Consider the following 24352-nt stretch of genomic DNA (forward strand, 5'->3'; position numbering starts at 1 on the left):
GTCTTAAAGGCGTTGATGTTTATCATGTTTTTTCCTAAAAAAGTGTATGGAATCCCCTCAGCAATAAAGCTGTTATTTATTTAGGAATCTAAAAAAAACTAAGCGTTGGATCTAATGGCTTGCTCTTCAATTAACCAGGCACAAACATCCCCGGTTAACTTGCTTAATAAAGATGCAATGGCCTCGATTTCTGAATCATCCATTTTATTTGGATATGCCTCCATCATTAGGCAGATTATTTCTGCCTGATGAGCTTTTTCTTTTGCTTGTTCTAACGAGAATTCATGAGCCATGATTACCATCCTTTAATCCGGAAAGGTATGATGCTGCTTGAGAAATTTTATTTGTTGCCATTCCAATTTCAGCAAGGTCAGCGATGATACAGGAAAGGTTTAATATCTTTTCTTTGCTGATTTCTTTATCTTCAGCAATGGAAAAAATGTTTAAGCTAATATGGTTTATAGCTTCAAAGATAGACACTGTTTTAGTATCGCAATCTGATGCAATATCGCCATAATCAATACTTGAACAATCTTTGCTGTAGCGAAAATCTGGTATATCAACAAGCTGATATAATTTTTTGATTGTAGGGTTAGTCGTCATCTCACTAGTTCCGTTATTTGCCGATGAAATGAATAATACTAGATGTTTTAGTATCTGCAATACTAAAAGTATAGTTTTGTGTTGGTTGAATGCTTACTTGTTGAAATGTAAAGAAATAAAAAAAGCCTGTCGAGAGGACAGGCTTTGTACTGTTAGTAGCTAAATCAGAGCCACATCATAGCTTGAACAACGACACCGATGATCCTGCAATTGCCGTTGATTGGGGTGAGAGGATACTGAGGATTCAATGGCTTGAGGTAAGTTTTTCCAGCGTCAATTACAAGCTTTTTAAATGTCGCTTCGTTAGCGTCGGTAAGCTTGGCAACAACTAAACTCCCATTGATTGGCTCTTTTCCTGTGTCGACTAAAACGTACATGCCTTCAGGTATGCTCATACCAACAGGAGAAGTCATTGAGTCTCCCTGGACTTTTAACCAGAACCCTTGACCTTCAATGTGTGCATCGGAATCGTACCATTCATCAATGTCTTTGAGTGTGTACGGTTCTATAGCCTCACACCATGCTCCAGCACTTACCCAGCTAATAAGCGGGTATGTCCCTCGCGGCTTGGCCGGGCCATGATAAGTAACGTTTGATACCTGAGATAACAGCTCAGCTTCTTTAGCAAGAGCGGGGCTGAAACTCGAAATCGGCTCATGAAGCAGTTTCGCAAACTTTGCTGCAACTGGAAGATTCAGTGGGTTTCGCCCATTCAGGTAGTGACCGACCGCACCTTGAGATATGTCCAGTTCGTCAGCCATATCAGCCTGCGTGATCCCTAACTCCTTTTTCTTCGAGTCATACAAAGCTTTTAGACGCGTTGCGTCTTGAAGCTGCTCTGTGGTCAATCTGCTTTTCTTTTCCATGGGCTGATTTAATACCAAAAGTTTGATTATGTCTCCTACCTATAGTACCCTTTATTTTAATACTTTTAGTAGTATTTAATCGTAGAGGACGTATGAACCAGATTACTCTTAAGGAATACGTGAAAGAGCACGGCCAGGTAAGAGCTGGCGCAGCGCTCGGAGTAACGCAAATTGCCATAAGCAAAGCATTAAGAGCCGGTCGGGAAATCTTTGTTGTGATTTCTGAGGAAGGGACTGTTTCAGCTTTTGAAAACAAAGCATTCCCATCTAAGCGGCGAAGCGATGAAACCAGAGCCTGAGTTACTCAGCATCTTACCTTCCGATTTTAGCCAAGCGGATGCCGAGTGGATTAAGCAGCAGTTACTTAGCCTGACACCAACTGCACGACAAAAAGCTATCCAGCGTTATGCAGCTGTGTATCAGGAGACGTTCGAGGCTGAACCCGTTTCGTACCGCAAGGAGAACCGGGCAAGGCATGAAGCGAACACAAGGCTTCGCCTGTTTGTGAGAAATCAGGGCAGAGCTTTACAGGGGTATACCGCCGAACCTCCCCTGGCTGGATCGCAATCGCGCTCCTCATTGTTTCGGGTTTAAAGGTACCCGAACAGAGCAGGGTTAAAGGTGCCTGTTCAGGTTGGCAACCAACTGACCCAACTCCTCATATGTACTAGGAAGGTAGTACGTTTTTATGGGGAAGAGGGAAAGGGGGGTAAGGGGGGATTGGGTGTAGGGGCAGGAATAGGGTCTTTTCCAACAGGAGAGATCCATTGGTTAAGTAGATCACTGTCTTAAGGGCGCAATTTAAAAAAACGCCTGTATCAGCAAGGCAGTACAGAGCGCTCAGGCGCTGAGAAACGAAAAAGGGTTCTTCCTGGAAGAGTGATTTTTCAGAGGAGCTGAATCAGAAGGGAGGCTGGCAGCCTTTGGGGAGGCCACCAGCCATGTGAGGGGGAATCCATGAAAACCACATCACAAAATGATTATCTCATCAGCACGGGGGCAGCACAATGGAGCTGACGATCACGCCGAATTTTGCACAGGAACGAGCGCTAAATATGTTGCGCCGTGACTGGAAGGCAAACGACACCTTCATGGTGTACTCGCCAACCGGAAGCGGTAAAACGGGTTTGGCCGCCTTTATCGTCGCCGGGTTTGTCAGCCGTGGGATGCGCGTCCTGTTCTGTGCACCGTACACCATTCTGATCGGTCAGACGGCTAATCGGTTCGTGGAGTATGGGTTACCGGGGGATGAAATCGGTTATATCTGGGCGGATCACCCGAACTACGATCCGGACCGTAAAATTCAGATTGCCAGCGCCGACACGCTTATTCGTCGTGTTTTTCCTGAAAATATTGATTTGCTGATTATCGACGAAGCACATCTGCGTAAAAAACGCATCCTCAAGGATATCGAACGTCTGCGCGGCAAAGGCGTAAAGGTGATTGGCCTGTCGGGTACTCCGTTTTCCCCGTTCCTTGGCAAATACTATGACCGACTGATTAAGCCGACCACCATCGGCGAGTTAATCCAGCGTGGCGATCTGAGTAAATACGAATTTTACGCGCCAACTAAGCCGGATCTGAAAGGCGTTAAAACCAAAGCATCGCTTGAGTACGGGAGCGATTACAACGAAACGCAGCTGGCTGAAATCATGTGCGGCTCTACGCTGGTGGGCGACATCGTACAGAACTGGCTGGAGAATGGCCGGGATCTGCCTACCATCGCTTTCTGCGTCAACGTAGCCCACGCCAATTACCTGACAATCCAGTTTAACTTGGCGGGTGTTAACGCTGAGGTAATGACCGCCGACACTCCAGTGGATGAGCGGCAGACCATCATTCACCGCTTCGAAACTGGCGCCACAAAAATCATCGTTAGTGTGGGCGTTCTGGTGGCCGGCTTCGATAGTGACGTTCGTTGCATCATCTACGCTAGGCCAACAAAAAGCGAAATTCGCTGGCTGCAGGCGCTCGGTCGTGGCCTGCGCACCGCACCGGGTAAAGAGTCCTGCCTCATCTTCGATCACAGCGGCACCGTGCACCGTCTGGGTTATCCGGATTCAATCGAGTACGACGATCTTCCCGGTAAGTCTGACGGCATGGAGGAAAGCGCGCGCCGCGCAGCTGAGGAACGGGCCGAAAAGCTGCCACACGAATGCTCTCAATGCCATTACATGAAGCCAGCTGGCGTCTATGTATGCCCGAAATGTGGGCATAAGCCGCTGGGCGGTGAGGATGTCGATACCGACACCGGCCGCAAACTCAAAAAGCTGGGTAAAAACCAGCATCAACCCACGAAGGCAGAAAAACAGGCCTGGTGGAGTCAGATCAAATTCTATCAGCGCCAGCGCGTATCGCAGGGGAAAAAGCCCGTCAGCGATGGCTGGTGCGCAAACACCTTTCGCGAACGGTTTGACGAGTGGCCTAACGGGTTGAGCGATTTCCCGATGGAGATCACGCCGACCGTCTCTAATTTCATCCGGCACAAATTGATTGCGTATGCGAAAGGGCAGGAGAAGGCAAAGCGCCTGCTGGAGGCATCAGGAACGGCAGCCCCATCCTCAGTACAGCAAGCACAGAAAGCGATTAGCGATATCAAACAGCAGTTAGGAAAACGAGCATGAAGACGGCAGAAGCGGCAAAAGGTCAATGGGCAATGATTTTTGAGCACTTCGGGTTACCTCCCATTAATGCCAGAAATCACTTTAAAGGCGAATGTCCGGTATGTGGTGCGCGGGGAAAGCTGCGTATTGATGACCGGGACGGCCGGGGAACATGGATCTGTACCTGCGGCAGCGGTGACGGAATGAAGCTTGTCACTCTGACACAAGGGAAGCCATTCAATGAAATTTGCAGGGAAATAGACCAGCTGATTGGTAATAACTTTACCCGCGAAGCGTTCCCGCGCACTTCAGATGCAGTAAGTGCCCGTGATCGGGTTCTGTCCAAATTTTCGAAACTGGTCAACCTGAAAGGAACTACCGGGGCGGATTATCTGCAGGCCAGGGGAATTTATCAGCTCCCACAAGAGGCGGTGAAGTTCAATGATAAACAACGCTACGGCGGTAAGGTTTACCAGTGTCTGTATTCACTCGCAACTGACGACAAAGGCGAGCTTTGCTATCTGCACAGAACCTTACTGGACGGCAATCAGAAAGCCCAACTAAGGGATTCTTCCGGAGCGAAGCGCCAGAAATCTCTTCAGGACGAAAGCTATCTGGATCATGCCCGTTCAGTCGCTATTCGCATGTTCCCGGTAGCGACGACCCTCGGAATTGCCGAGGGTATCGAAACGGCTCTTTCCTGCAAGCAGCTGTACAACGTTAACACCTGGGCCACCATGACCAGCGGATTCATGAAGAAATTCCGTGTTCCTGCAGGTGTGAAAAATTTGATTATTTTCGCAGATCGAGACGTAAACAGCGCCACCGGATTGGCTGCGGCCACGGAATGCGCCCATGCCAACTTACTGGCAAAAAATGACCTGGAAAAAATCAGCATCTACTACCCGGATAACGGGGATTTTAACGACATGCTCATGAACGGCGATCAGGTTCGTGAGGTGGTTTTCTTCAAGAAAAAGGCGGCTGCGTAATGCGTACTGATAACAACGAACATAAAGCACTATTCACCATCCCGACGGCAGCGCACAGCTCCGCCCTCGCAAACATCAAGCCTCTGCCCGAGCAACGGAGAATCACCGGGCATAAGCAGACTGACGCTTATCTTTGGGTGCTGGAGGTGATCCGTCTGAACGAACCAGCACATCTGGACGCAGCCGAAGCCGCGCTGGAGAAAATTGAAATCTCCCCAAAAGAGGCCGAGGAACGTTACGCGCGTTATTTGCTGGCGAATGGTGGCGATCCTTTCCAGGTTGCCTTCGGTACCATCGCATGGATAACCCGACCCGGGTAATCAAGAACGCCCGGGAGAACATCAAAAAAGCAGCATCAGTCAGGGCCACGTTCGGCAGCTATGAGGCAGCTCTCGAAGATGTGGAGGCCGAGCGAGTAATCAAGTCTTCCCCGAAATTTATCGACGATCACCGTTGGGGATGGACTCCGGCCGAGAAGAAAGCTGGCAGCATTAACGGCAGCCGTATGAACGAAATTGATGAACAGCGCCTGGCATTTGTTGATGGATATCGCGATGTGTTGCCTGAGCCTTTTACGCTGTCCGATGTTGTTCGTGAATTTATTTACTGGGACTGGCTCTATAGCGTTCGCCACACTTCAAGCCAGGAGCTGGGCGATGAATTTGGTTACTCCGAGCATCACGAATCCGTATATGACCGCGAGCGCTACCTTGAAAAGTTGCTGGCAACCATCAAACCCGTAACGCGCGTCGAAGCCGTGGAGGTATGTCGCTGGTTTCTTGACAGTGGAAAGGACGAATTTATGGAAAACCACGGCGCGGCGGTGATTCTTAACCTGGTAGGGGAGTGTGAAGAATGAAACTGGAGGCATCACTAAAACACTTTAGCCCTCAGGGTATGCACATCAGCGACGACGTGAAAGGAACCTCTCCGGATAGAATCACCGGCACCGATGTTATGGCGGCGATTGGTACCACCAGCAGCCGAGCGCGGTTTGGTCTGGCTGCCTTCTTTGGTAAGACCGGGATCAGCAAAAGCGATGAGCAACTGGCTGTACAGGCTCTGGCGCGTCATGCAATGGAATCAGCGCCCAGGAATGTACGTAAAGCAGCAGCAGGCGAGTTTGGCTGGTGCATGCTGGTGCTCGCACAATTCGCCTTTGCCGAATACTCCCGTTCAGCGGAAACCAGCGTGACGTGTCACAGCTGCAGCGGCAGCGGATTAACCTCTCAGTATGAGGATGTGATCAAACATCCTGGAGTCTTCAACTCTGACGGAATGGAAATCGTACCGCCGAAAATCAAGCACGAACTGGTCAAGCGTAAATGCGCGGCATGTAACGGTAAAGGTGAGCTGCTGGCCCGATGCCGTTGCGGCGGCAAAGGTGAGGTGCTCGACCGAAAAGCCACAAGCGAGCGCGGCGCGCCGGTGTTCAAAACCTGCGAGCGCTGCAGCGGAAACGGATTTTCTGGGGTGCCGTCTACTGCAGCCTATAAAGCGATACTGAAGCGAGTCCCGGATCTGCACGTCAGAACGTGGACCCGTAACTGGAAACCGTTTCTGGAGGTGCTTGTCGACGTCTGCCACAGGGAAGAACAAAAAGCAGACTCGGCGTTTCAGGACGCAACGAGCTTTCGTGATGATGTGAACAAAATTTAGCATATTAGCGACTTAAAACTTGATTTTGTCCGAACTTGTCGTGTATGCTTCAAATCGTAGGTTATTGCGCCTGCACGAAATCAAACCCGCCTCCGAGCGGGTTTTTTTATGGCCGTAACAGGGAAGAGCATTGGGCTTATGGGCGTTCTGCGTCGAGGGCCACCCTTCGGGGGAAAGAGTGACGATAACCCGTCACAGTAGGCTCAGTGCTCTCCCCGTTACGGTTAATTGCAGTCCCCAGAGACAAGCCGAAGATAAGCATCGGCAACCGTAACCAATCACTCCCGAACCAGGTCAACACGAATGAATACATTCATCATTTGTGCATCCGGCCCATCTCTCAATAAATCAGATTGCGAACTGATCTCCGGATCGGGGCTGCCGGTTATTGCTGTTAACTCCACCTGGCGAGCCGTGCCTGATTGTGAATACATTTACGCGGGGGATCTGCGCTGGTGGGATGCAAACATCGATGTTCTGCCGTCCTCCGCCTCTCGCTGGACCTGTAATTACCGGGCTCATAAACGCTATGGGCTAAATCTGTTTGATACAGATACCCGGTGGGCCTTCAACTCCGGGCAGCGCTCGATTCTGTTTGCTGCCAGTCAGGGGGCGAAAAACATCATCCTATTAGGGTTTGACTGCTCCATTAATGGCGGTAGTCACTGGCATGGTGATCACGTCGGGCTGGATAATCCTACAGCAGAGAGTGTCACGCGATGGCGCGGGGAGTTTGCCAATACCGCCAGAGCGCTGGCCGGTAAGGTGAGTATCATCAACAGTAGCCGCCAGACAGCGCTTAAGTGCTTCCGGCGTCTCGGCCTCAATGAGGCTTTACGCGAGGTGGCATGTTAAACGTTCCTCTATTCATTGAAGGCATGCTGGGCATGGGTGACAACATCTACCAGCGCGCTTTCGTTAAGCAGTTGCCAGCCGGTACTTATATCCGGACCGCGTGGCCCGAACTGTATGAAGATTTGCTCGTTCTGCCAGTTCGCAGTTTTACAACGCTCCGCACGCAGCGCAAAAACGAGTACCGGACGCAGGCCGCTTTTCACCTGCCGCCAGATATGCGGCAGACAAAACGAATTTTCTACGGTCCGGATCATCTACGACGCGGTTCAATATTTGACGCGATGCGCCAGCAGTTTGGCACCGAGCCGTCAGAACTCGACTTGCCCTCTTACGGACCCGCTGAATTTACGTCTGAAAAGCCGATCGCGGTAATTCGTCCGGCTACTGTTCGCAGTGAATGGCGCAGTGACTCCCGTAATCCTGATCCGGAGTACCTGTTGCAGGCATCCCGGCTACTGAGAAAGCATTTCTGTGTAATTAGCGTGGCTGACCTGCAGGAGGGGGAGGAGTGGACCGTCGGCGAACTTCCCGAAGCAGATCTGCGCATGCACTCCGGCCAGCTCAACTTCAAATCGCTGATGCGCCTGATTGAGCATGCCGCCGTGGTGGTTACGCCGGTGGGCTGGGCGCTTCCTGCTGCTATTGCCTATAAAACGCCGGTATACATTGTCGCTGGTGGGCGGGGTGGTCACAACGCCCCGGAAATCGTAACCGATCCGGCGATGGACCTTTCTCGTGTTGGCTGGGCAATTCCCGACAATTACTGCCGCTGTGAAGCATGGGATCACCACTGCGACAAGCGGATTTCAAATTTCTCCGATAAATTCGAGGCCTGGCTCCATGAAGTCGTTTTATCAGGAACTGGAAAGCGGGCTGGTATTTTTACCGGAGCTGGGGATCGGACGTTACCCCGTTCCGGCATCACGCCCGTATGACGAGCAGTATTTCGCAAAGTATCAGCAGTTGGCTGACACCGAAACGGGCAGAGCTTTAACGCAATCCCGTATTGAGCTGGTGGATCGCCATTTTCACGGCCCTGTTCTCGACGTTGGTATCGGTGCCGGTCAGTTCGTCTCTACCCGACCGGGAACGCTTGGGTATGACGTTAATCCGGCCGGTATTGCCTGGCTGAACGAGCGGGGCGCATTCGCAGATCTCTACGCCAATAAGTGGCGAGCACTGACGATGTGGGATGTACTGGAACACATCGACGAGCCGGAGCTGGCGGTACAGCAGGCCAGTGAATACGTTTTCGTGTCGATCCCGATTTTCACTGATGCCGGAGACATTCTCCGCTCCCATCATTTCAGAAAGAACGAGCACATCTGGTATTTCACTGATGAAGGTATCAGGCGCTGGTTTGCAGAGCAGAGCTTCACCTGCGCAGAGCAAAACACAATCGAATGCCAGTTAGGGCGTAAGGGCGTCGCTTCGTACGCTTTCCGCAGAATTTAATTTCCCATTTCATCACACAGCACCCCGAACCCGGAGGTGTGGAATGCAACGTATGAACCCAACAAATGGACACGACTTACCGTATTGGTGGTCGGCTGCTTTAGGGGTGTTCTCTTTGCTCAGCCTACAGGATTACGTATTTATTATCGGTGCCCTTGTATCGGCATTTTTCACGATAAAAACCTACTACGCAAAGCGCAAAGAAGAGCGTGAGCGCATGGCAGAGGAAAGGAAAAGAACCCAACTGCTGGCGAACTACTTATCAGATGTAGGTAAAAAACCACACTCCGATCGTCCGGCTACCGCCGAGGTGGTAACGGAGGCTATGCGGAGAATTTCTAGTGGCACAGTTGAAACTGAGTAAGAAAAGTGGAGCTGCCGGAATTGTTTGCTCGGTAGCTACGATTATCGCAATAGTGCTCAACGCTGGGCATGTTCGGACCAATGAGCGCGGTCTTGAACTCATCGGCAACGCGGAATCATGTCGTCGAGATCCTTATATTTGCCCGGCTGGTGTGCTCACTGATGGCATGGGCAACACCCACGGGGTTAAACCCGGCACAGTTAAAAACGACCAGCAGATCGCGGCGGAATGGGAAAAAAATATCCTCGATGCTGAATCCTGTGTTAACCGGTACGCCAACGGCAGAAATCTGTCTGATGATACTTTCAGCGCTGTAGTATCGGTCACGTTCCGTGCTGGGTGCGGCAATATGCGGAGCTCGACAATGTTCTCCCTGTTCCGAAAAGGTGACCTTAAGGCGGCGTGCTACGAATTTCCTCGCTGGGTTTACGGTGGCGGCCGGGTTCTTCCTGGGCTGGTTACTCGCGCAGGTAAAGAGGAAGCTCTCTGTCTGGACGGTCTGAAATGATCACCATAGCCGATATCAAAGCCTCATGGCGTCTGATACTGCTGGTGGCCGTCATTGCAGTAGTCGCCGTGCTGTGTGTCCTGCTGGCAAACAGCCGCTCTGACGTAGCTACGCTGAAGAGTGATAACGGCGTTCTGCGCAGTGACAACGCCCTGCAGGGGACGGTTATCGCTGCTCAGGCTTTCAACTTCAACCGGTTTAACCAGGTTGCCGAAAACGCCAGCCGACTAAACTCGCTGATTGATGCCAGCTCCGATAAAACCGTTATCGAGTATCGGGAGATCCTCCGCCGTGAAAAAACCTGTGATCTGCCTGTTCCTGCTGATGTCTCTGGTGGGCTGCTCAGCTACGCGAACAGTTTACGTGCCAGCGCAGTGCACACCGATTCCGGGGACGCTGACGCAGCCGGTGATAGCGCCACTACCACCAGCGCGCTGACGTATTGCCAAGCTGTTCTCTGGATCAAGCCGCTGCTGGCCGCTATCGAAAAAGCGAATAACCAGCTGGCTGGGATACGTGAAATAGAGAAAACCAGAGCCTCGCAATAGAGGGGCTTTTTTCTGCGCCTCGTACGCGCATTTCAGAGAGTCTTTCAGTAGTGAGCCTGAGGAGCATCGTTAAAGGTGGCGACCTCTCTCGGGCGTTGCTCCTGTACGACAGGCTCACACCTTAAAGGAAACGCAATGAAGAAATTTTTCACTGATGCAGCAACAAAAATAACTTTTTACGCGCTGCTCGCCGCTTTGCTTTTTGCTGTTACTACAGGTGCCGGTTCTTTATTGAGAGTTGTTGCCGCCGCCTACTGGGTGATCGTATTGCTTGGCGCGGTAGTTGGTTTGTTAGCTCTCATTATTACGTTTGGTGTCGAGTATTCAAAGGATGATAAGTCCCGGCGGGAGGGTATTGAATACCTTGAACGCTTTGCTAAGCGCAAGAACGCAATAGCGAGAGTATGGGGATGGTTCTGCCTGGTGCTGGGGGCTTCCATGCTTGCATACGGTGGGTGGGTGTTTACAGCGGTAGCCTACGTAATAGCGTCATTGTTTGTGCGCCTGTGCTGTTCGCTTGTTCGTGATAAGGTCGAGAAACTAACCGAAAAAGAGGTGGCTTGATGGCTCGCTTAAATGTCGAAGTAATCCCGCCGAGTAATGAGCAAATAAACCAGGTGATTGAAGAAATAAGCCGGAAATATGCACGTAAGCCACTTACTCCTCAGATCGAAGACGAGCTCCAGCGTGAAGCCGCTCGACTGGTGCGCCGGTTTACAAAAACGAAAGTAACGCTGGTCCGATAAATTCATTACAAAAGCCATTCACCGAGTGGCTTTGATAATGTTTTTTGAGTGAGGATTGTTCAGTATGGCTTCGATAAAAGAATCCACTGATGCCAATGGACAATCAAAATATTACGTCCACTGGAAGGATGAAAAATCCGGTCATGGACGCCGCCGCATTTTTAAGAATATTGATGATGCCGCACATCTTTTCTGGCAAAAACAGAATATCGAGCTGGATTGTCGAACTGCCAGCTGGACCGGAATAGACCATTCCTGGACTTTCCGAAAGTTAATTCTGTTTTATCTGGGGTATCAGGCCGGCAAGCTGGAAAAAAATATCATTCGGTTGTCGTCATATACGAAATGCCGTCACGATCTTCTCGCTGTAGACGGGCCGATACTGGAAAAAAATATTCTCCATATCAGCCATCGCGATATCGTTGATTCGGTTCGCACCGGCTGCCATCGCTGGATTCGTTCGGCTTTCTTCCTGCTGGTGGAAAAGCGGCTCATCACTTTTAACCCTGTTGACCGTCCCGCGCGCCGGAAGCGTCGACCCATCACCATACCGCCATCATCATCGGTCAGGGAGCTACTGAATAACGCGCCAGTTCGTGAGCGTATCGCGTGCTGGCTCGGGATTTGTGGCCTTCGTATCGGTGAGGCTCTGGCGGTTACTTATAACGACGTGTCAGCCGAATGGATCGACATCCGGGGGCATGTAGTTGACGGCGTGATACATGAGGGGCTGAAAAGAGGTGTGGAGCGCCGGGTACGGATGCCGCGTGAGCTTTTCGCGTTGCTGGATAAAAGTAAGCTTGGTTCCTCTGAACCTCTTATCTGCAACCAGTTTACCGGCGCATGCCTCGCTACCAGCTATGGCACTCAGGGTGTTCTCGTCAGAACCCTGAACGACTATGGCATTAAGCGATTCCATCATCTTCGCCATTTTGCTGTATCTCGCCTGGCAAACAAAGGCGTCGATATTCTGAAGGTTTCCCGACTTATTGGGCATTCGAACATCAAAACTACGATGGACGTTTACGGTCACCTTTTCGGTGAGGTGGTAGAGATGGATTTGGATTGAGTTATCCACATAGTGGAAATATTAGGGTGATCCACTATCTCCCCATTCTGCGCGGCCTACGGGCATCAAATCGCAGTTTTCCCGAAAAAAAGGATATGCCGCATTTTTACCCCCTCTGATATGCCGCACTTGGCACCAGAGAGGACGCGGCCTGCACGCCAGAATTTACCGCGTGATACGCCGCACCCGGATCGGAGAAATTGGGTTTTGAACAAAAAGTAATCACATTGACTTAGGCGGAAGTATGGCTCCTAAAAAAAGCTTCAGAAAAGCCTACGTCGGTATCGTTATGGACATGGCATTAGCCCGTAGCAAAATCAGCAATCGGATGGTTGCTCAGCGCTTAGGTGTGGACGAGACGACGATCCGTCGCTGGCGTAAAGAGAATATCGAGTTTGAGCGCGCTTTCACTGAGGCTCGCGAAGCTCTCAGAGAGAAAATAAACCGCGTCGCCGGTAAGAGCCTGGACGTTCGCAAACGGAAGGTTGTCACCACATCGCCGGATGGTGTGAAAACCACTATTGAAGATGTGCTGCCCACGCACAACGATATTGCTGTTTTCTCGAAAGTGCTCGGTCTTGGTACCAGCGTCTATAGCGAGGAAGAACGTCAGCGTGATGTGCTTCGCGAGGTGATGAAACACAAGGTGGCCGGGAAATACTCCGCGCTGGAGGCGGCGCAGTTGCTTGAGGCTGAGGGGGTAAAAGTTCCGGCAACCCTGCTTATGGAGCTGGAAGCACCGAAAATGTTCGAATCGTTCAACAATATGGACGAGGCAGCCAAAGCCGACGCGGCGAACCTGACCCCGCAGGAAGCAGCAGATATCTACAAAAAATACCTGGGCTGAAAATTGCAAAAACAGGCGTTTCGAACCGTAAAAATGCTATGCACTTTTTGACCCGTTTTATGCACGTTTTATTCATCCCGATTTGACCACTTTTCTGTTCAAAACAGAGGCTTCACGCCGTTTGCGTGATGGGGGCTGTTGCGCCAGTTCGGGTAACGACCATTATGTTAAATCGGGGCGTTTTTGAGGAATTTTTCTGTGCCGATCCCGTTCCCCTTTGACTTCCGCAAACCGGACTATACCGCCGTGTTTGAGTGGAGAATGGAGAGGCTGGAGCGGATCAGGAAAGCGCCTGAAATGCTTCCGGCACTCCGTGAGTTTTACCGCACTAACCCGGCCCAGTTCATCATCGACTGGGGTATGACGACGGACCCGCGTAACCTCGATTATGGCCTGCCTGCCACCATCCCGTTTTTGCTGTTCCCCCGCCAGGAGGAATGGATTCACTGGATCATGGACAGGCGCGCCAGTCTTGAGCATGGACTGACAGAAAAAAGCCGCGAAATGGGGCTTAGCTGGACCTCTATCGGTCTGGCCTGTTCGCTTTGCCTGTTCAATAAAGAAATGGTGATCGGGTTTGGTTCCCGTAAAGAGGAATATGTCGACAGTACCGGCGACCCGAAAGCACTGTTCTGGAAAGCGCGTAAGTTTGTCGAGCTGCTGCCGGTTGAGTTTCGCGGTTCATGGAATGACAAAAAGCACGCACCTTACATGCGCGTGGAGTTTCCGGAAACGGGCGCGGTCATTAAGGGGGAGGCAGGCGATAACATTGGCCGTGGTGACCGTACCACGCTTTATTTCGTGGATGAGTCGGCATTCCTCAAACGGCCATTAATCATCGATGCTGCGCTCTCTCAGACGACCCGCTGCCGTATAGATCTCTCATCCGTTAACGGCATGAATAACCCCTTTGCACGTAAGCGCCACAGCGGAAATATCCCGGTGTTTACGTTCCACTGGCGCAGCGACCCGCGCAAGGATGATGAGTGGTACCGCAACGAATGTCTGAAAATTGATGATCCGATTATCGTTGCTCAGGAACTGGACCTGAACTACAGCGCATCCACAGAGGGGATTCTCATTCCTTCTGAATGGGTGCAGGCTGCCGTCGACGCGCATATCAAACTGGGTATTCAGCCCAGCGGCCAGCGCCTCGGCGCAATGGATATCGCAGACGAAGGGAAAGACAAAAACGGCTTTTCTTGCCGCTATGGCTTCCTTCTGCAGAACGTTCACGAATGGTCTGGTATTGGCAGCGACATCTACGCTTCTGTCGTTAAATCGTTTGGGTACTGTGACGATTACGGTCTGGATGAGTTCCGTTTCGATGAGGACGGTCTGGGCGCGGGTGCACGTGGCGATGCTCGCGTGATAAACGAGCTCAGGCAGGCTGAAGGACGGGGAACAATCACAGCTACGCCTTTCCGTGGTAGCGGTAGCGTATTTGATCCGGAAGATGAAGCCGTTCCTGGTGATAACGGTAAAGCGGCGCGCCTGAATAAAGACTTCTTCGCGAACGCGAAAGCACAGAGCTGGTGGCATCTTCGCAAGCTGTTTCGTAACACCTTCCGCGCGCTGAACGGGATGGACTACAACCCCGACGAAATCATTTCGATAAGCAGCGAGATAGAAAATATTGACCGCCTGCTGATGGAGCTTTCACAGCCTACATGGTCGAAAAACGCCGTCGGTAAAATCCTCGTGGATAAACAGCCGGAAGGCACAAAATCGCCGAACCTTGCTGACGCCGTAATGATTAACTACGCGCCGATGGATTCCTCTCTTGATAATTGGGCCAAACTGGCCGGAGCGTGACATGTCCCGTAAGAAACGCCAGAACGGCGCACAAAAGCCCGTTGCGACAGCTGACGGGTACAACAATTTCACGGCCAAACTTGGCAGCGACACCAGAAACATACAGACGGGCGGAATGTACATGCCCGGGTACATCAGCCGTAACAGGGTGATGCTGGAATTTGCGTACCGTTCATCGTTCCTCGTTGGTGCCGGCGTGGACGCGATGGCCGATGATATGACCCGCAAGGGGATTAACATCAGCTCAAAGCTGAAACCCGGACAAAAGGGCAAGCTCGAAACCTTCTGGGATGAGCTCGCTATATGGGATGGTCTTAACGATAACCTCAAATGGTCACGATTGTACGGTGGCGCGGTGCTGGTGGTCCTGCTTGAAGGGCAGGATATGTCCTCCCCGCTGAAACTGGATCGCATCAAAGAGGGGCAGTTTAAGGGCGTGATGAGCCTTGACCGCTGGATGGTTAACCCGAGTTATTACGATCTCGTTACCGATTACGGTCCCGATTTTGGGAAACCGAAATATTACAAGGTAATCACGAACCAGCAGGGGATCCCCCCCTGGAAGATCCACCATAGCCGCGTTATCCGCATGGAGGGCGATACGCTTCCTTTCCAGCAGGCCCAGACGGAAAACGGCTGGGGGATGTCTGTTGTGGAGCGTATTTTCGAGCGTATCGAGGCGTTTGATACTGCGACGGTCGGCACCACTCAGCTGATCCACAAAGCGCATCTGCGGACCTACAGCATTGAAGACCTGCGCAAGATTCTTGCTACCGGAGGCGACCTTGAAAAGGCGCTGATGAAGCACCTGGACATGATACGTGAGTTCCAGACCATCGAAGGCATGACCATCATGGATGGTAAGGATAAATTCGAAACCCACAGCTATACGTTTGCGGGTATCGCTGATGTCCTTCTGCGCTTTGCTGAGCAGGTTTCCGGCGCGACGGGAATTCCTCTCGTCCGACTGTTCGGGCAGTCCCCAGCAGGTTTCAACACCGGCGACGGCGATCTGGAAAACTACTACAGCCGGGTTAACTCGCTGCAGGAGAGACGCTTACGCCGACATATCCGCTGGCTGCTTGATATCTCCTGGCGTTCTCTTTTCGGTGAACCACTACCTGACGATTTTACTTTTGAGTTTAACAAGCTCTGGGAGATGTCAGACGTGGACCGCGCAACGATGGCGAACAATGTGGTTACTGCACTCGGTACCGCCGTTCGTGACCTTGGGATGCCACCTGCAGCAGCGCTTAACGACCTCAGGAACATTTCTGATGTGATTGGCATCGGTGGTTCTATCACTGACGAGGACATAGAAGATGCGAAGGCCCAGTGGGAGGAGGATGAACCTGAAACCATCCCTCCGCCGCCGTTCGGAGATCCAGTATCGAAAAAGCCTGTTGGCGATAGCAAACCAGATAGGGCAGATCGTCGATGGTACCTACGATGGTTCACAGGCCAGCGCTGACAGCATTTCGAAAACGCTGGTGGACTATTCCGAGGTAATCAGCGACTGGGCAGAGCAGGTCGGGCGAAGGATGTTTGCCCAGGTCGAGCAGGAGGAATGGAATCAGTGGAAATCGGTATCAGAGGAAATCGGCGCTGGCCTGCGCGATGTGGTGGGTAATACCCCCGTCGGGCAGGTGGCGCAGGATATCGTTTACCGCCAGATTCAGCTGATGAAGTCCCTGCCGCTGGAAGCAGCTGATCGCGTGATGGACATACAACAGCGCGCAATGCAGGCGGTTATCAAGGGTGAACGTCCGGACGAGCTCTACGAGATGATCATGGCCTCCGGTGACGTGGCCGCCAGCAGGGCGCAGCTGATTGCCCGTACAGAGATTGGACGAGCTACCGGTGCGCTAACGCAGGCCAGAGCCCTTTCGGTTGGCTCAGAGGGTTACTGGTGGCGAATCGAGGGGGCCGGCACGCGCGATTCTCACCGCAAGATGAAAGATAAATTTGTGCGCTGGGATAACCCGCCGACGCTGGACGGTATGACCGGACACGCCGGATGTTTGCCGAACTGCAAATGCTGGCCTGAAGTACAGATTCCTGCACCAAGAAAATGAAATATACCGCTTTGAGCAATCATTTCATGCGAACTGCAATACCCGCGAAATGTTATGGAAATGTTGTATTCGAAAAGACCGATTTTCAGCCCAGTTAATCGCTACTTTTACGGCTTTAAGGGGACATTTTAATCGAGTTCATTTTCGTCGGTGCGGGTAAGAACCCTTATGTTAAATAGCCCGTTATTTCGAACATTTTTCCCATCTCACGAGGTCGCCTCCGGGCGGCCTTTTTGTTGCCCGTAATCGAGCAGGTAACCCATGAAATATTTCTTCACTACACGCCTGGGCGAAACGCGCTATCTGACGGCGGACGGTTCGCTGCTGTGTAAAGACGTGCCGATCGCACGCACAGGGACGCAGGTCTATTTACCTGAGGAAATCGACCTCGAACCGGACGGCACCGGCACGGTGACAGTCTGGCGAACAGAGGACGAGGTGTTTTCCCCGGAGACGATAGCGAGCTTTGAGGGCGTAGCCGTCACGCTGGGGCATCCAGAGGACAGTTTGGGCAACATCGTTTTCGTGAACCCTTCTAACTTCGCAGAGCTGGCACACGGACACATTCAGAACGTCCGGCGCGGCACCGGCGATAAATCGGATCTGCTCATTGCTGACGTACTGATTAAACGGCAGGAAGCAATCGACGCGGTGAATTCTGGCCTGACCGATGTCAGCTGTGGCTATGACGCGCAGTACAAGCAGCTGGCACCCGGCAAAGGCAAGCAATACCAAATCACAGGTAACCACCTCGCTGTCGGCATCGACCGGGGGCGTGCTGGTGGCCGCTGTGCAATCGGGGATTCCATCCCATCAACAACAAAGGAGAAGCCTGTAATGTCATGGCTTAAAAAACTGGCTCAGGCCATTAAGACGAAAGATGAGGATGCACTGGCAAAACTCATCGACGAAGCGCCGGATATGCCGTCTGATGGCATGCCTTCAATCCCCGGTGTAACTATCAACATGAATGCTCCAGCGCAGTCTACCGCACTCCCTGAGGCGAACCGCACCACTACGGACGAAAGCGATCCGAACAAAGACAAAACCGGCACTGGCGATGAAGAAATTCCGGCCTGGGCGAAAGCGTTGCTGGATCGTCTGGAAAAGCTGGAGGGTAAAACCACCGATGGCGATCCGGACCCTGGCAACATGACCACCGACGAAGACGAAGAAGAAAACCGCAAAGTGACGGGTGATGCAGCCTTTAAGCGCAACCTGATCGCCGATGCGGAAATTATCTGCCCTGGCTTCCAGCCTGCCAGCGATAAGAGCCTTAAACGTCAGGTGCTGAATCACGCAATGCGTACCGGTGACAGCCTGAAATCGTTCGGGGTGGATGATTTCTACAAAGCGCCTAAGGCTACGGTCGACGCGGTGTTTACTGCCGCTGTGGCGCTGCATAAGGCGAAAAATCAGCTGACCCCGCTGAATAACATCACCCGCACCACGGACAGCGGAATCAGCACTAAACACCTTTCCCCGGCAGAGCTGAACAAGGTCAACGCCGAATTCTGGGCAAAAAACAAATAAGGTAAATCATCATGGCAGGTACTGCATATTTAACGCGCATGCCCCTGGGCATTGCCGGGGGCGTTACCCGTCCTCGTGATCTCACCATCGAGCCAGTTAGCCTGGACCACACGAAGCAGTTCGCGTCCTACGGGCTGGTTGGTAAATACGTGAACGATAAATTCGTTCCGCTGGAATCTGGCGACACTATCAGCAAAGTGAAAGGGATTCTGGTTCGACCGTTCCCGATTACCTCTGCTCTGGACCTTGCTTACATCGGTGTGACGGCTAATCAGGTTGGTGACAACCTGAAACGCGGTTACATCTGCGTAACTGCTACCGCAGGCAACGCGGCGACCGCGAAAAAAGGCGATCCGGTTTACGTTCGCGTGGCTGGTGGTACCACTCAAAGCCCGGTTGGCTCCTTTGTGCTGTCTCCGGACTCTACCGCATCAAATACACCTCAGCTGCCAAATGCAGAGGTCATGGGGCCGGGTGAAGCCGACGGCCGTATTGAAATCGCTTATAACATCTGAGGGAATAATTAATGTTTACAATTGACAGAGCGACCATCGACTCCACCGGCGCGTTTCTGGTCGGCGAACTGGAGCGCATGGATCAGACGCTGAACATGCCTTTAGTGTCCTACAAATGGTCACGCGACATGCCGCTGCGCAGCGATATTTCTATCGCTGATGAAGTGTCATCCTTCACTAATACCGATTTCGTCGGCGTTGGTGGTCCAAACCCTAACGGTAAAAACTGGATCGGTAAAAAAGCTACTGCCATTCCTGGCATCGAACTCGATATTCAGCCTACCCGTAACAACCTCACCTTGTGGGGGCAGGAAATCAGCTGGACGGTACCGGAACTGGCTTCTGCCCAGAAACTGGGCCGTCCGGTTGATGTCCAGAAATACGAAGGCATGAAGCTGAAGTGGAACATGGACACCGACGAACAGGTTTATATCGGTGATAACGAGCTCGGCGTTGCTGGCCTGCTGAACCTGCCGGATGTTACTCCTGTTGCTGCAGCTGCAGCGTGGACCGCAACCACCGATCCGGATGTGATTGTCCAGGATATCAACCTGGTACTGTCTGATGGCTGGGTTCGTTCTGGTTATGCGGTCTGCCCGGCAAAAATCGGCTTGGCACCGGAGCTGTTCGGCCTGCTGGCGAGCAAAAAGGTTTCCTCTGCAGGGAATATCTCTGTGCTGGAATACGTGAAGATTAACACCATCGCGTTCCAGGAAAATGGCACACCACTGGAGATCGTCTCCATGAAGTGGGCCTCCAAGCGTGGCGCTGGTGGCGCGCATCGTATCGTTGCTTACACCCAGGACGAAAAATACGTTCGCTTCCCTATGGTTCCTCTGCTGAACACTCCGCTGGAATATCGCGGCCTGCAGCAGTTGACCACTTACTACGGCAAGCTGGGCCAGGTGGAAACCCCGTATTCCAATACGATCTCTTACCTGGACGTTCCGGCGTCTTAACCTGAAACAGGCGGGGAAACCCGCCTTTTTTTATGGAGCAAAAACATGAAATACGTTGTTTCCGGTGGCGCGACTCTCAGCTTTTCCGACGGTTCTAAATTTGAGCTGTCTCCGGGCATCCACGACAGTTCCTCTTTCCCGAAAGAAGTTAAGGACCACTGGGCCTTTAAAGCCTATGCGCGCCCGATTGACGAAGCCGACCTGGCGAACGAGCAGAGCAATGAAGACCTTTCCGCGAGCCTTGTTCTCCTGGCAGAAGAAAATAACACCCTGAAAGCGCAGCTGGCTGAGCATGAAAAAACCATCACCACGCTGGGGAATGAAAACACAGACCTGAAAGCGCAGCTGGCCGCTGTTCAGGCACCAGCAGGCGGTAAACCTGCAGACAGTACGGACAAAACCGATAACACCGGCGGGGACGCGAAAAATGCCAAAAAACAGCAGGCTTCCGACTAACGATCAGTTCCGCACCGACTTTCCCGAGTTCGCCGACAAAACACGCTACCCAGACCCATCAGTGAATTTCTATCTGGGGCAGGCCGATTCGCTTCTGAATCAGGACGTACAGGGCGATCAGTTCGTCTACCTGGCCGAACTATTCACGGCTCACTATACGGAGCTGCGCGGACGCACGCTGGCCGCTGCTGCCGCTGGTGGTGTGAACAGCAACGGCGCAGCAGGTGTCGTGTCCTCTAAGTCCGTGGATAAGGTTTCAGTGAGCTATGACGTGTCCGGGGTAATCAATCCGGATGCCGGTTTCTGGAACAGCACCGCCTACGGGCGCGAGTTCTACTGGTGGTGGTCGATGTTCGGCGCTGGTGGCAGGCAGTTGCTATGAAAAGCGGGTTAACGGTTCGTGCTGATAACGCCGTGGCTGTTCTGGAATCCCTCCGGCAGCTATCCGGAATGGATGTGCTGGTGGGAATACCTGAGGACAAGGCAGGGCGTGAAGATGGCTCCCCGATTAATAACGCGGAACTGGGCTACCTCCACTCGACGGGCGCAACGGTGGAAATCGACGGTACGACGGTCACGCTTCCCCCGCGTCCTTTTCTGGATATGGGGATCGAGGATTCAAAACCCAGAACCACTGCGCACCTGAAGGCAGCGGCAACCGCCGCGCTGGAGGGGCAGACTGAAGCAGCAGTGCGTGAGCTGGAGAGCGCCGGACAGATTGCCCGTGATGCTGCAAAAGCTGTTATCGGTGCTGGCGACCGACTGCACCCGCTTTCTGAGAAAACCCTCGAACGCAGACGCGCCGAAGGCATTCCCGGCGACAAGCCGCTGTATGCTCACGGTTACCTGCTGCGCTCAATTAACTACGTCGTGAGGAAAAAATAATGCCTCTTCTCGATGTGAGCGATGTTCTTCTCGATCCCGACTTCATGGACACCAGTCTGGTGTGTCACCGGCAGGTTCAGACGGTGGATGAGGACAATTTCACGAAAAATACCGCTCAGGATATCCCGTTCTCTGGCGTGGTGACGGTTGACCGTTCTCTGGAATCCAGGCGAATGGCGGCAGGCCAGAACATTAGCGGCGCGATCCTCATCGTGACGCAGTTCAGATTAACCCAGGGCCAGCCCGGTTCAGACAGTTCCCCGCGACTTGATGCCGATATCGTGACCTATAGCGGACGTGACTATCGCGTGACGTTCGTCGACCCGTACACCCGTTACGGTGCCGGATTCGTCCAGGCGCATTGTGAGCTGGTGGACTTTAACGGAGGGACGCCAGTTGAGTAATGATAGCACCGCGCGCGGTTATCTGACGCCTGTCGGGGATAGCCCCCAGTATGACGAGGCGCTGGAGCGTGAGATCAGCCGGTGGATTCGTGGCGTTTCTGGCTTGCCGGCCGCGCTTGTTTTCCCCCGATGGACTGACCCGCAGCCGCAGATCCCAAACAACGGGGTGACGTGGTGCGCCTTCGGTATTACTACCGTTCCCCAGCCGTTAAGCCAGTCCGATGTTCAGGTTTCGGAAGAACAGTCCGAGCAATGGACATGGGAACAGGTAACGGTGATTTGCTGCTTCTATGGCCCTCTGGGGGCCAACACTGCATCAACTTTCCGCGCGGGGATATTCGTCGAGCAAAACAACGCCGAACTGAATCGCTCGGGGCTTTCGCTGGTGGAGGCCGGGACTATCTACAACCTGCCAGAGCTCATTAATAACCAGTGGGTGAGGCGCTACGACCTCACCATCACGTTGTCCCGCAAAAACATTCGTACCTACAACGTCCGGACGCTACAAGATGCGCCCGTCTCATTTTTCGGAGACTAAATTATGCCGCAGGGATTACCTGTATCTAACGTCGTGAATGTCGACGTGATCATTGGGCCGCGTGCGGCTACTGGTCGAAACTTTGGTTCACTGCTCATTCTCGGGAGCTCGACGGTTATCCCGGTTTCTGAGCGTATTCGCCTCTACTCATCCCCTGAAGATATCGGCTCTGATTTCGGCGTGGATAGCCCGGAATATGAAGCCGCGACCGTGTATTTCTCACAGTCACCGAAACCTCAGCAGGTGTATGTCGGTCGCTGGGCTAAAACGCTGGTATCGGCTGAAAGCGGTTCGACGGAAACGCTGCTGCAGGCGGTGAACGCCGTTCTGAATTACACGAACTGGTACGGTCTGGCCGTGGCTGACGATGAAGATATCGACGATGCCGACTGGCTGAGCGTAGCCGCTGCGATCGAGTCCTCCAGTCTCAGCCGAATTCTGGCGATTACCACTGCAGAGCCTGAGACGGTAAACGCGACCTCCACTACCGACCTGGCTTATAAGCTGAAGGCGGCAAAATACGCTCGCACGTTTGTGCAGTATTCCACCAGCAGCAAGTACGCCGCGCTTTCTGCATTTGGTCGCGCGTTCACGGTGAATTTCAACGGCAGCAACACCACCATTACCCTGAAATTCAAGCAGGAGCCGGGGATCACCTATGAAACCCTGACCACCAATCAGGCGGCGGCGCTGGATGCCAAAAACTGCAACGTATTTGTGTACTACCAGAACGATACGGCCATCCTGCAGCAGGGCGTAATGTCCAGCGGTGATTTCTTCGACGAACGCCACGGGCTCGACTGGCTGCAGAACTACGTTCAGACCAACCTGTACAACCTGCTCTACACCAGCACAACCAAAGTCCCACAGACCGATGCTGGCGTTACGCGTCTGCTTTCCAATGTTGAACAGTCGATGGATCAGTCTGTCACGAACGGGCTGGTGGCTGCTGGCGTATGGAATGGCGGCCCGATCGGGCAGTTGGATTCCGGCGATACGCTGACAAAAGGCTATTACGTCTACGCGCAGCCGATTTCCGAGCAGGCGCAGGCAGACCGTGAAGCACGTAAGGCACCGGTTATTCAGGTGGCCTGTAAGCTGGCTGGCGCGGTTCATTTCGCTGATGTTCAGATCAACGTCGTTCGCTAAGGAGAACATGAATGGCTACTTATTCTTTTATGGACGTCACGGCGTCCCTCTCCGGCCCGACCGGCGAGATTGATCTGGGCTACGGTTCCGCCAGTTCAGAGGAGGGGATCACCGTTGCAATGGGCGGTCCTAAAAACACTATGACAATTGGTGCTGACGGCGAAGTGATGCACAGCCTGCACTCGGATAAAAGCGGCACTGTAACCGTCAACCTGCTGAAGACCTCGCCGACAAACAAAAAGCTGTCGCTGGCGTATAACGCACAGAGTCAGTCCTCAGGTACCTGGGGAAACAACGTCATTGTGATCCGAAATAAGGTGAGCGGAGACATCATCACGGCGCGCAGCGTGGCGTTCCAGAAACAGCCGGATAACGCCAACGCTAAAGCCGGCAATACGATGCCCTGGGTGTTTGACTGCGGCAAAATCGACCAGGTACTCGGAGAGTTTTAACAGATGGAATGTTCAATCAAAGGCCACGATTACCGCGTGGCAAAACTCAGCGTTTTTGACCAGTTGAAAGTGACCCGTAAGCTGCTGCCGGTATTGGCGGGCATGATGTCAGATTTCGGGAGCATTCGCTCCCTTCTGCCTGCTGATGGCAAAATCGACAGCGCTAAGTTTGATGCGCTTAAGCCGGTGTTTGAAACCTTGCTACCGCGCATCGCTGATGTACTGTCTTCCCTGAGCGAAGAAGATACCAACGCGATTATTCATCCGTGTCTGTCTGTGGTTTCACGTAAGCATATGGACGGATGGACGCCAGTATTTAACAGCGGGCAGTTGATGTTCGACGATATCGACCTGTTGACCATGCTCCAGCTGGTGGCGCGGGTGGTCGCCGATTCGCTGGGAAATTTTTTGCCCGTGAACCCTACCAGCGCGATGCCGGACCAGCCTCAGGGCTAA

At 52.7% G+C, this 24352-nt stretch carries 32 protein-coding genes and 1 pseudogene; 30 read left to right on the forward strand and 3 right to left on the reverse strand.

Translation table 11 applies throughout. From position 1 onward, the window contains the following. Nucleotides 1–98 precede the first annotated feature (98 nt). The 3 genes from APU02_RS02900 to APU02_RS02910 form a co-directional block, all read right to left on the reverse strand. Nucleotides 99–293 carry a hypothetical protein gene (locus APU02_RS02900; protein WP_060569202.1) on the reverse strand — a complete coding sequence of 65 codons (195 nt, stop codon included), beginning with the start codon at nucleotides 291–293 and terminating at the stop codon, nucleotides 99–101. After that, nucleotides 283–603 carry a hypothetical protein gene (locus APU02_RS02905; protein ID WP_060569203.1) on the reverse strand — a complete coding sequence of 107 codons (321 nt, stop codon included), beginning with the start codon at nucleotides 601–603 and terminating at the stop codon, nucleotides 283–285. The genes APU02_RS02900 and APU02_RS02905 overlap by 11 nt, the downstream gene beginning before the upstream one ends. A gap of 164 nt (nucleotides 604–767) precedes the next feature. Further along, nucleotides 768–1469: a LexA family transcriptional regulator gene (locus APU02_RS02910; protein WP_060569204.1), complete on the reverse strand. Its 702-nt coding sequence runs from the start codon at nucleotides 1467–1469 to the stop codon at nucleotides 768–770. Between the two features lie 92 nt (nucleotides 1470–1561). Between APU02_RS02910 and APU02_RS02915 the strand changes: the two genes are divergently transcribed. From APU02_RS02915 to APU02_RS03060, 30 genes and pseudogenes are all read left to right on the forward strand, one after another. Beyond that, the gene (locus tag APU02_RS02915) at nucleotides 1562–1768 is read left to right on the forward strand and encodes a Cro/CI family transcriptional regulator (RefSeq protein ID WP_060569205.1); all 207 of its coding nucleotides are present in this window, start codon (nucleotides 1562–1564) and stop codon (nucleotides 1766–1768) included. Then, entirely contained in the window at nucleotides 1752–2063 is a 312-nt protein-coding gene (locus APU02_RS02920; protein ID WP_060569206.1) for a hypothetical protein, read from the forward strand. The genes APU02_RS02915 and APU02_RS02920 overlap by 17 nt, the downstream gene beginning before the upstream one ends. Before the next feature lie 413 nt (nucleotides 2064–2476). Next, the gene (locus APU02_RS02925; protein WP_060569207.1) at nucleotides 2477–4093 is read left to right on the forward strand and encodes a DEAD/DEAH box helicase; all 1617 of its coding nucleotides are present in this window, start codon (nucleotides 2477–2479) and stop codon (nucleotides 4091–4093) included. Further along, complete coding sequence (locus APU02_RS02930; protein ID WP_060569208.1) at nucleotides 4090–5064, forward strand: toprim domain-containing protein; 975 nt, start codon at nucleotides 4090–4092, stop codon at nucleotides 5062–5064. The genes APU02_RS02925 and APU02_RS02930 overlap by 4 nt, the downstream gene beginning before the upstream one ends. Beyond that, nucleotides 5064–5923: pseudogene (locus APU02_RS02935) on the forward strand (helix-turn-helix domain-containing protein). The gene APU02_RS02930 and the pseudogene APU02_RS02935 overlap by 1 nt, the downstream one beginning before the upstream one ends. Beyond that, nucleotides 5920–6723 carry an antitermination protein gene (locus APU02_RS02940; protein ID WP_060569209.1) on the forward strand — a complete coding sequence of 268 codons (804 nt, stop codon included), beginning with the start codon at nucleotides 5920–5922 and terminating at the stop codon, nucleotides 6721–6723. The pseudogene APU02_RS02935 and the gene APU02_RS02940 overlap by 4 nt, the downstream one beginning before the upstream one ends. 303 nt (nucleotides 6724–7026) lie before the next feature. Continuing rightward, on the forward strand, nucleotides 7027–7578 hold the full coding sequence (locus APU02_RS02945; RefSeq protein WP_060569210.1) for a hypothetical protein: 552 nt from the start codon (nucleotides 7027–7029) through the stop codon (nucleotides 7576–7578). Next, nucleotides 7572–8513: a hypothetical protein gene (locus APU02_RS24820; protein ID WP_072197065.1), complete on the forward strand. Its 942-nt coding sequence runs from the start codon at nucleotides 7572–7574 to the stop codon at nucleotides 8511–8513. The genes APU02_RS02945 and APU02_RS24820 overlap by 7 nt, the downstream gene beginning before the upstream one ends. Continuing rightward, nucleotides 8419–9033, forward strand: a complete 615-nt coding sequence (locus APU02_RS02955) for a methyltransferase domain-containing protein (protein WP_060569212.1) — start codon at nucleotides 8419–8421, stop codon at nucleotides 9031–9033. Before APU02_RS24820 ends, APU02_RS02955 begins: the two co-directional genes overlap by 95 nt. A 43-nt stretch (nucleotides 9034–9076) precedes the next feature. Next, nucleotides 9077–9397: a hypothetical protein gene (locus APU02_RS02960; RefSeq protein WP_060569213.1), complete on the forward strand. Its 321-nt coding sequence runs from the start codon at nucleotides 9077–9079 to the stop codon at nucleotides 9395–9397. After that, nucleotides 9375–9905 (forward strand): lysozyme, encoded by a 531-nt coding sequence (locus APU02_RS02965; RefSeq protein WP_082636765.1) that lies wholly within the window; start codon nucleotides 9375–9377, stop codon nucleotides 9903–9905. Before APU02_RS02960 ends, APU02_RS02965 begins: the two co-directional genes overlap by 23 nt. Further along, nucleotides 9902–10453 (forward strand): hypothetical protein, encoded by a 552-nt coding sequence (locus APU02_RS02970; protein WP_060569214.1) that lies wholly within the window; start codon nucleotides 9902–9904, stop codon nucleotides 10451–10453. Before APU02_RS02965 ends, APU02_RS02970 begins: the two co-directional genes overlap by 4 nt. Nucleotides 10454–10588: 135 nt before the next feature. Further along, nucleotides 10589–11017, forward strand: coding sequence for a hypothetical protein (locus tag APU02_RS02975; RefSeq protein ID WP_060569215.1), 429 nt, complete (start codon nucleotides 10589–10591; stop codon nucleotides 11015–11017). After that, nucleotides 11017–11199 (forward strand): hypothetical protein, encoded by a 183-nt coding sequence (locus APU02_RS02980; RefSeq protein ID WP_060569216.1) that lies wholly within the window; start codon nucleotides 11017–11019, stop codon nucleotides 11197–11199. Before APU02_RS02975 ends, APU02_RS02980 begins: the two co-directional genes overlap by 1 nt. A gap of 64 nt (nucleotides 11200–11263) precedes the next feature. After that, on the forward strand, nucleotides 11264–12268 hold the full coding sequence (locus APU02_RS02985; RefSeq protein ID WP_060569217.1) for a tyrosine-type recombinase/integrase: 1005 nt from the start codon (nucleotides 11264–11266) through the stop codon (nucleotides 12266–12268). 244 nt (nucleotides 12269–12512) lie between these two features. After that, nucleotides 12513–13115 carry a hypothetical protein gene (locus tag APU02_RS02990; protein ID WP_060569218.1) on the forward strand — a complete coding sequence of 201 codons (603 nt, stop codon included), beginning with the start codon at nucleotides 12513–12515 and terminating at the stop codon, nucleotides 13113–13115. Between the two features lie 198 nt (nucleotides 13116–13313). Beyond that, a complete protein-coding gene (locus APU02_RS02995) occupies nucleotides 13314–14930 on the forward strand; it encodes a hypothetical protein (RefSeq protein ID WP_060569219.1) in 1617 nt (538 codons plus the stop codon). 1 nt (nucleotide 14931) lies between these two features. After that, nucleotides 14932–16401, forward strand: coding sequence for a DUF1073 domain-containing protein (locus APU02_RS03000; protein ID WP_060569220.1), 1470 nt, complete (start codon nucleotides 14932–14934; stop codon nucleotides 16399–16401). 70 nt (nucleotides 16402–16471) lie between these two features. Beyond that, the gene (locus APU02_RS03005) at nucleotides 16472–17005 is read left to right on the forward strand and encodes a phage minor head protein (RefSeq protein ID WP_060569221.1); all 534 of its coding nucleotides are present in this window, start codon (nucleotides 16472–16474) and stop codon (nucleotides 17003–17005) included. A gap of 261 nt (nucleotides 17006–17266) precedes the next feature. Next, nucleotides 17267–18538: a DUF2213 domain-containing protein gene (locus APU02_RS03010; protein WP_060569222.1), complete on the forward strand. Its 1272-nt coding sequence runs from the start codon at nucleotides 17267–17269 to the stop codon at nucleotides 18536–18538. Nucleotides 18539–18549: 11 nt separating this feature from the next. Then, nucleotides 18550–19053 (forward strand): hypothetical protein, encoded by a 504-nt coding sequence (locus APU02_RS03015; protein WP_016247460.1) that lies wholly within the window; start codon nucleotides 18550–18552, stop codon nucleotides 19051–19053. A gap of 11 nt (nucleotides 19054–19064) precedes the next feature. After that, complete coding sequence (locus APU02_RS03020; protein ID WP_016247459.1) at nucleotides 19065–20012, forward strand: DUF2184 domain-containing protein; 948 nt, start codon at nucleotides 19065–19067, stop codon at nucleotides 20010–20012. A 45-nt stretch (nucleotides 20013–20057) separates the two neighbouring features. Further along, nucleotides 20058–20468 carry a hypothetical protein gene (locus tag APU02_RS03025; RefSeq protein ID WP_060569223.1) on the forward strand — a complete coding sequence of 137 codons (411 nt, stop codon included), beginning with the start codon at nucleotides 20058–20060 and terminating at the stop codon, nucleotides 20466–20468. Continuing rightward, a complete protein-coding gene (locus APU02_RS03030; protein WP_060569224.1) occupies nucleotides 20440–20850 on the forward strand; it encodes a DUF4054 domain-containing protein in 411 nt (136 codons plus the stop codon). Before APU02_RS03025 ends, APU02_RS03030 begins: the two co-directional genes overlap by 29 nt. Then, nucleotides 20847–21353, forward strand: a complete 507-nt coding sequence (locus APU02_RS03035) for a hypothetical protein (protein ID WP_023150226.1) — start codon at nucleotides 20847–20849, stop codon at nucleotides 21351–21353. Before APU02_RS03030 ends, APU02_RS03035 begins: the two co-directional genes overlap by 4 nt. Next, nucleotides 21353–21757 (forward strand): hypothetical protein, encoded by a 405-nt coding sequence (locus APU02_RS03040; RefSeq protein ID WP_060569225.1) that lies wholly within the window; start codon nucleotides 21353–21355, stop codon nucleotides 21755–21757. Before APU02_RS03035 ends, APU02_RS03040 begins: the two co-directional genes overlap by 1 nt. Next, a complete protein-coding gene (locus tag APU02_RS03045) occupies nucleotides 21750–22295 on the forward strand; it encodes a hypothetical protein (RefSeq protein WP_023150228.1) in 546 nt (181 codons plus the stop codon). Before APU02_RS03040 ends, APU02_RS03045 begins: the two co-directional genes overlap by 8 nt. A gap of 3 nt (nucleotides 22296–22298) precedes the next feature. After that, nucleotides 22299–23444, forward strand: a complete 1146-nt coding sequence (locus APU02_RS03050) for a DUF3383 family protein (protein ID WP_060569226.1) — start codon at nucleotides 22299–22301, stop codon at nucleotides 23442–23444. Nucleotides 23445–23455: 11 nt separating this feature from the next. Beyond that, on the forward strand, nucleotides 23456–23896 hold the full coding sequence (locus APU02_RS03055; protein ID WP_060569227.1) for a DUF3277 family protein: 441 nt from the start codon (nucleotides 23456–23458) through the stop codon (nucleotides 23894–23896). Between the two features lie 3 nt (nucleotides 23897–23899). Then, nucleotides 23900–24352: a phage tail assembly chaperone gene (locus APU02_RS03060; RefSeq protein ID WP_060569228.1), complete on the forward strand. Its 453-nt coding sequence runs from the start codon at nucleotides 23900–23902 to the stop codon at nucleotides 24350–24352.

The sequence above is a fragment of the Citrobacter sp. 50677481 genome (assembly GCF_001463265.1).
Lineage (GTDB): Bacteria > Pseudomonadota > Gammaproteobacteria > Enterobacterales > Enterobacteriaceae > Citrobacter_A > Citrobacter_A sedlakii.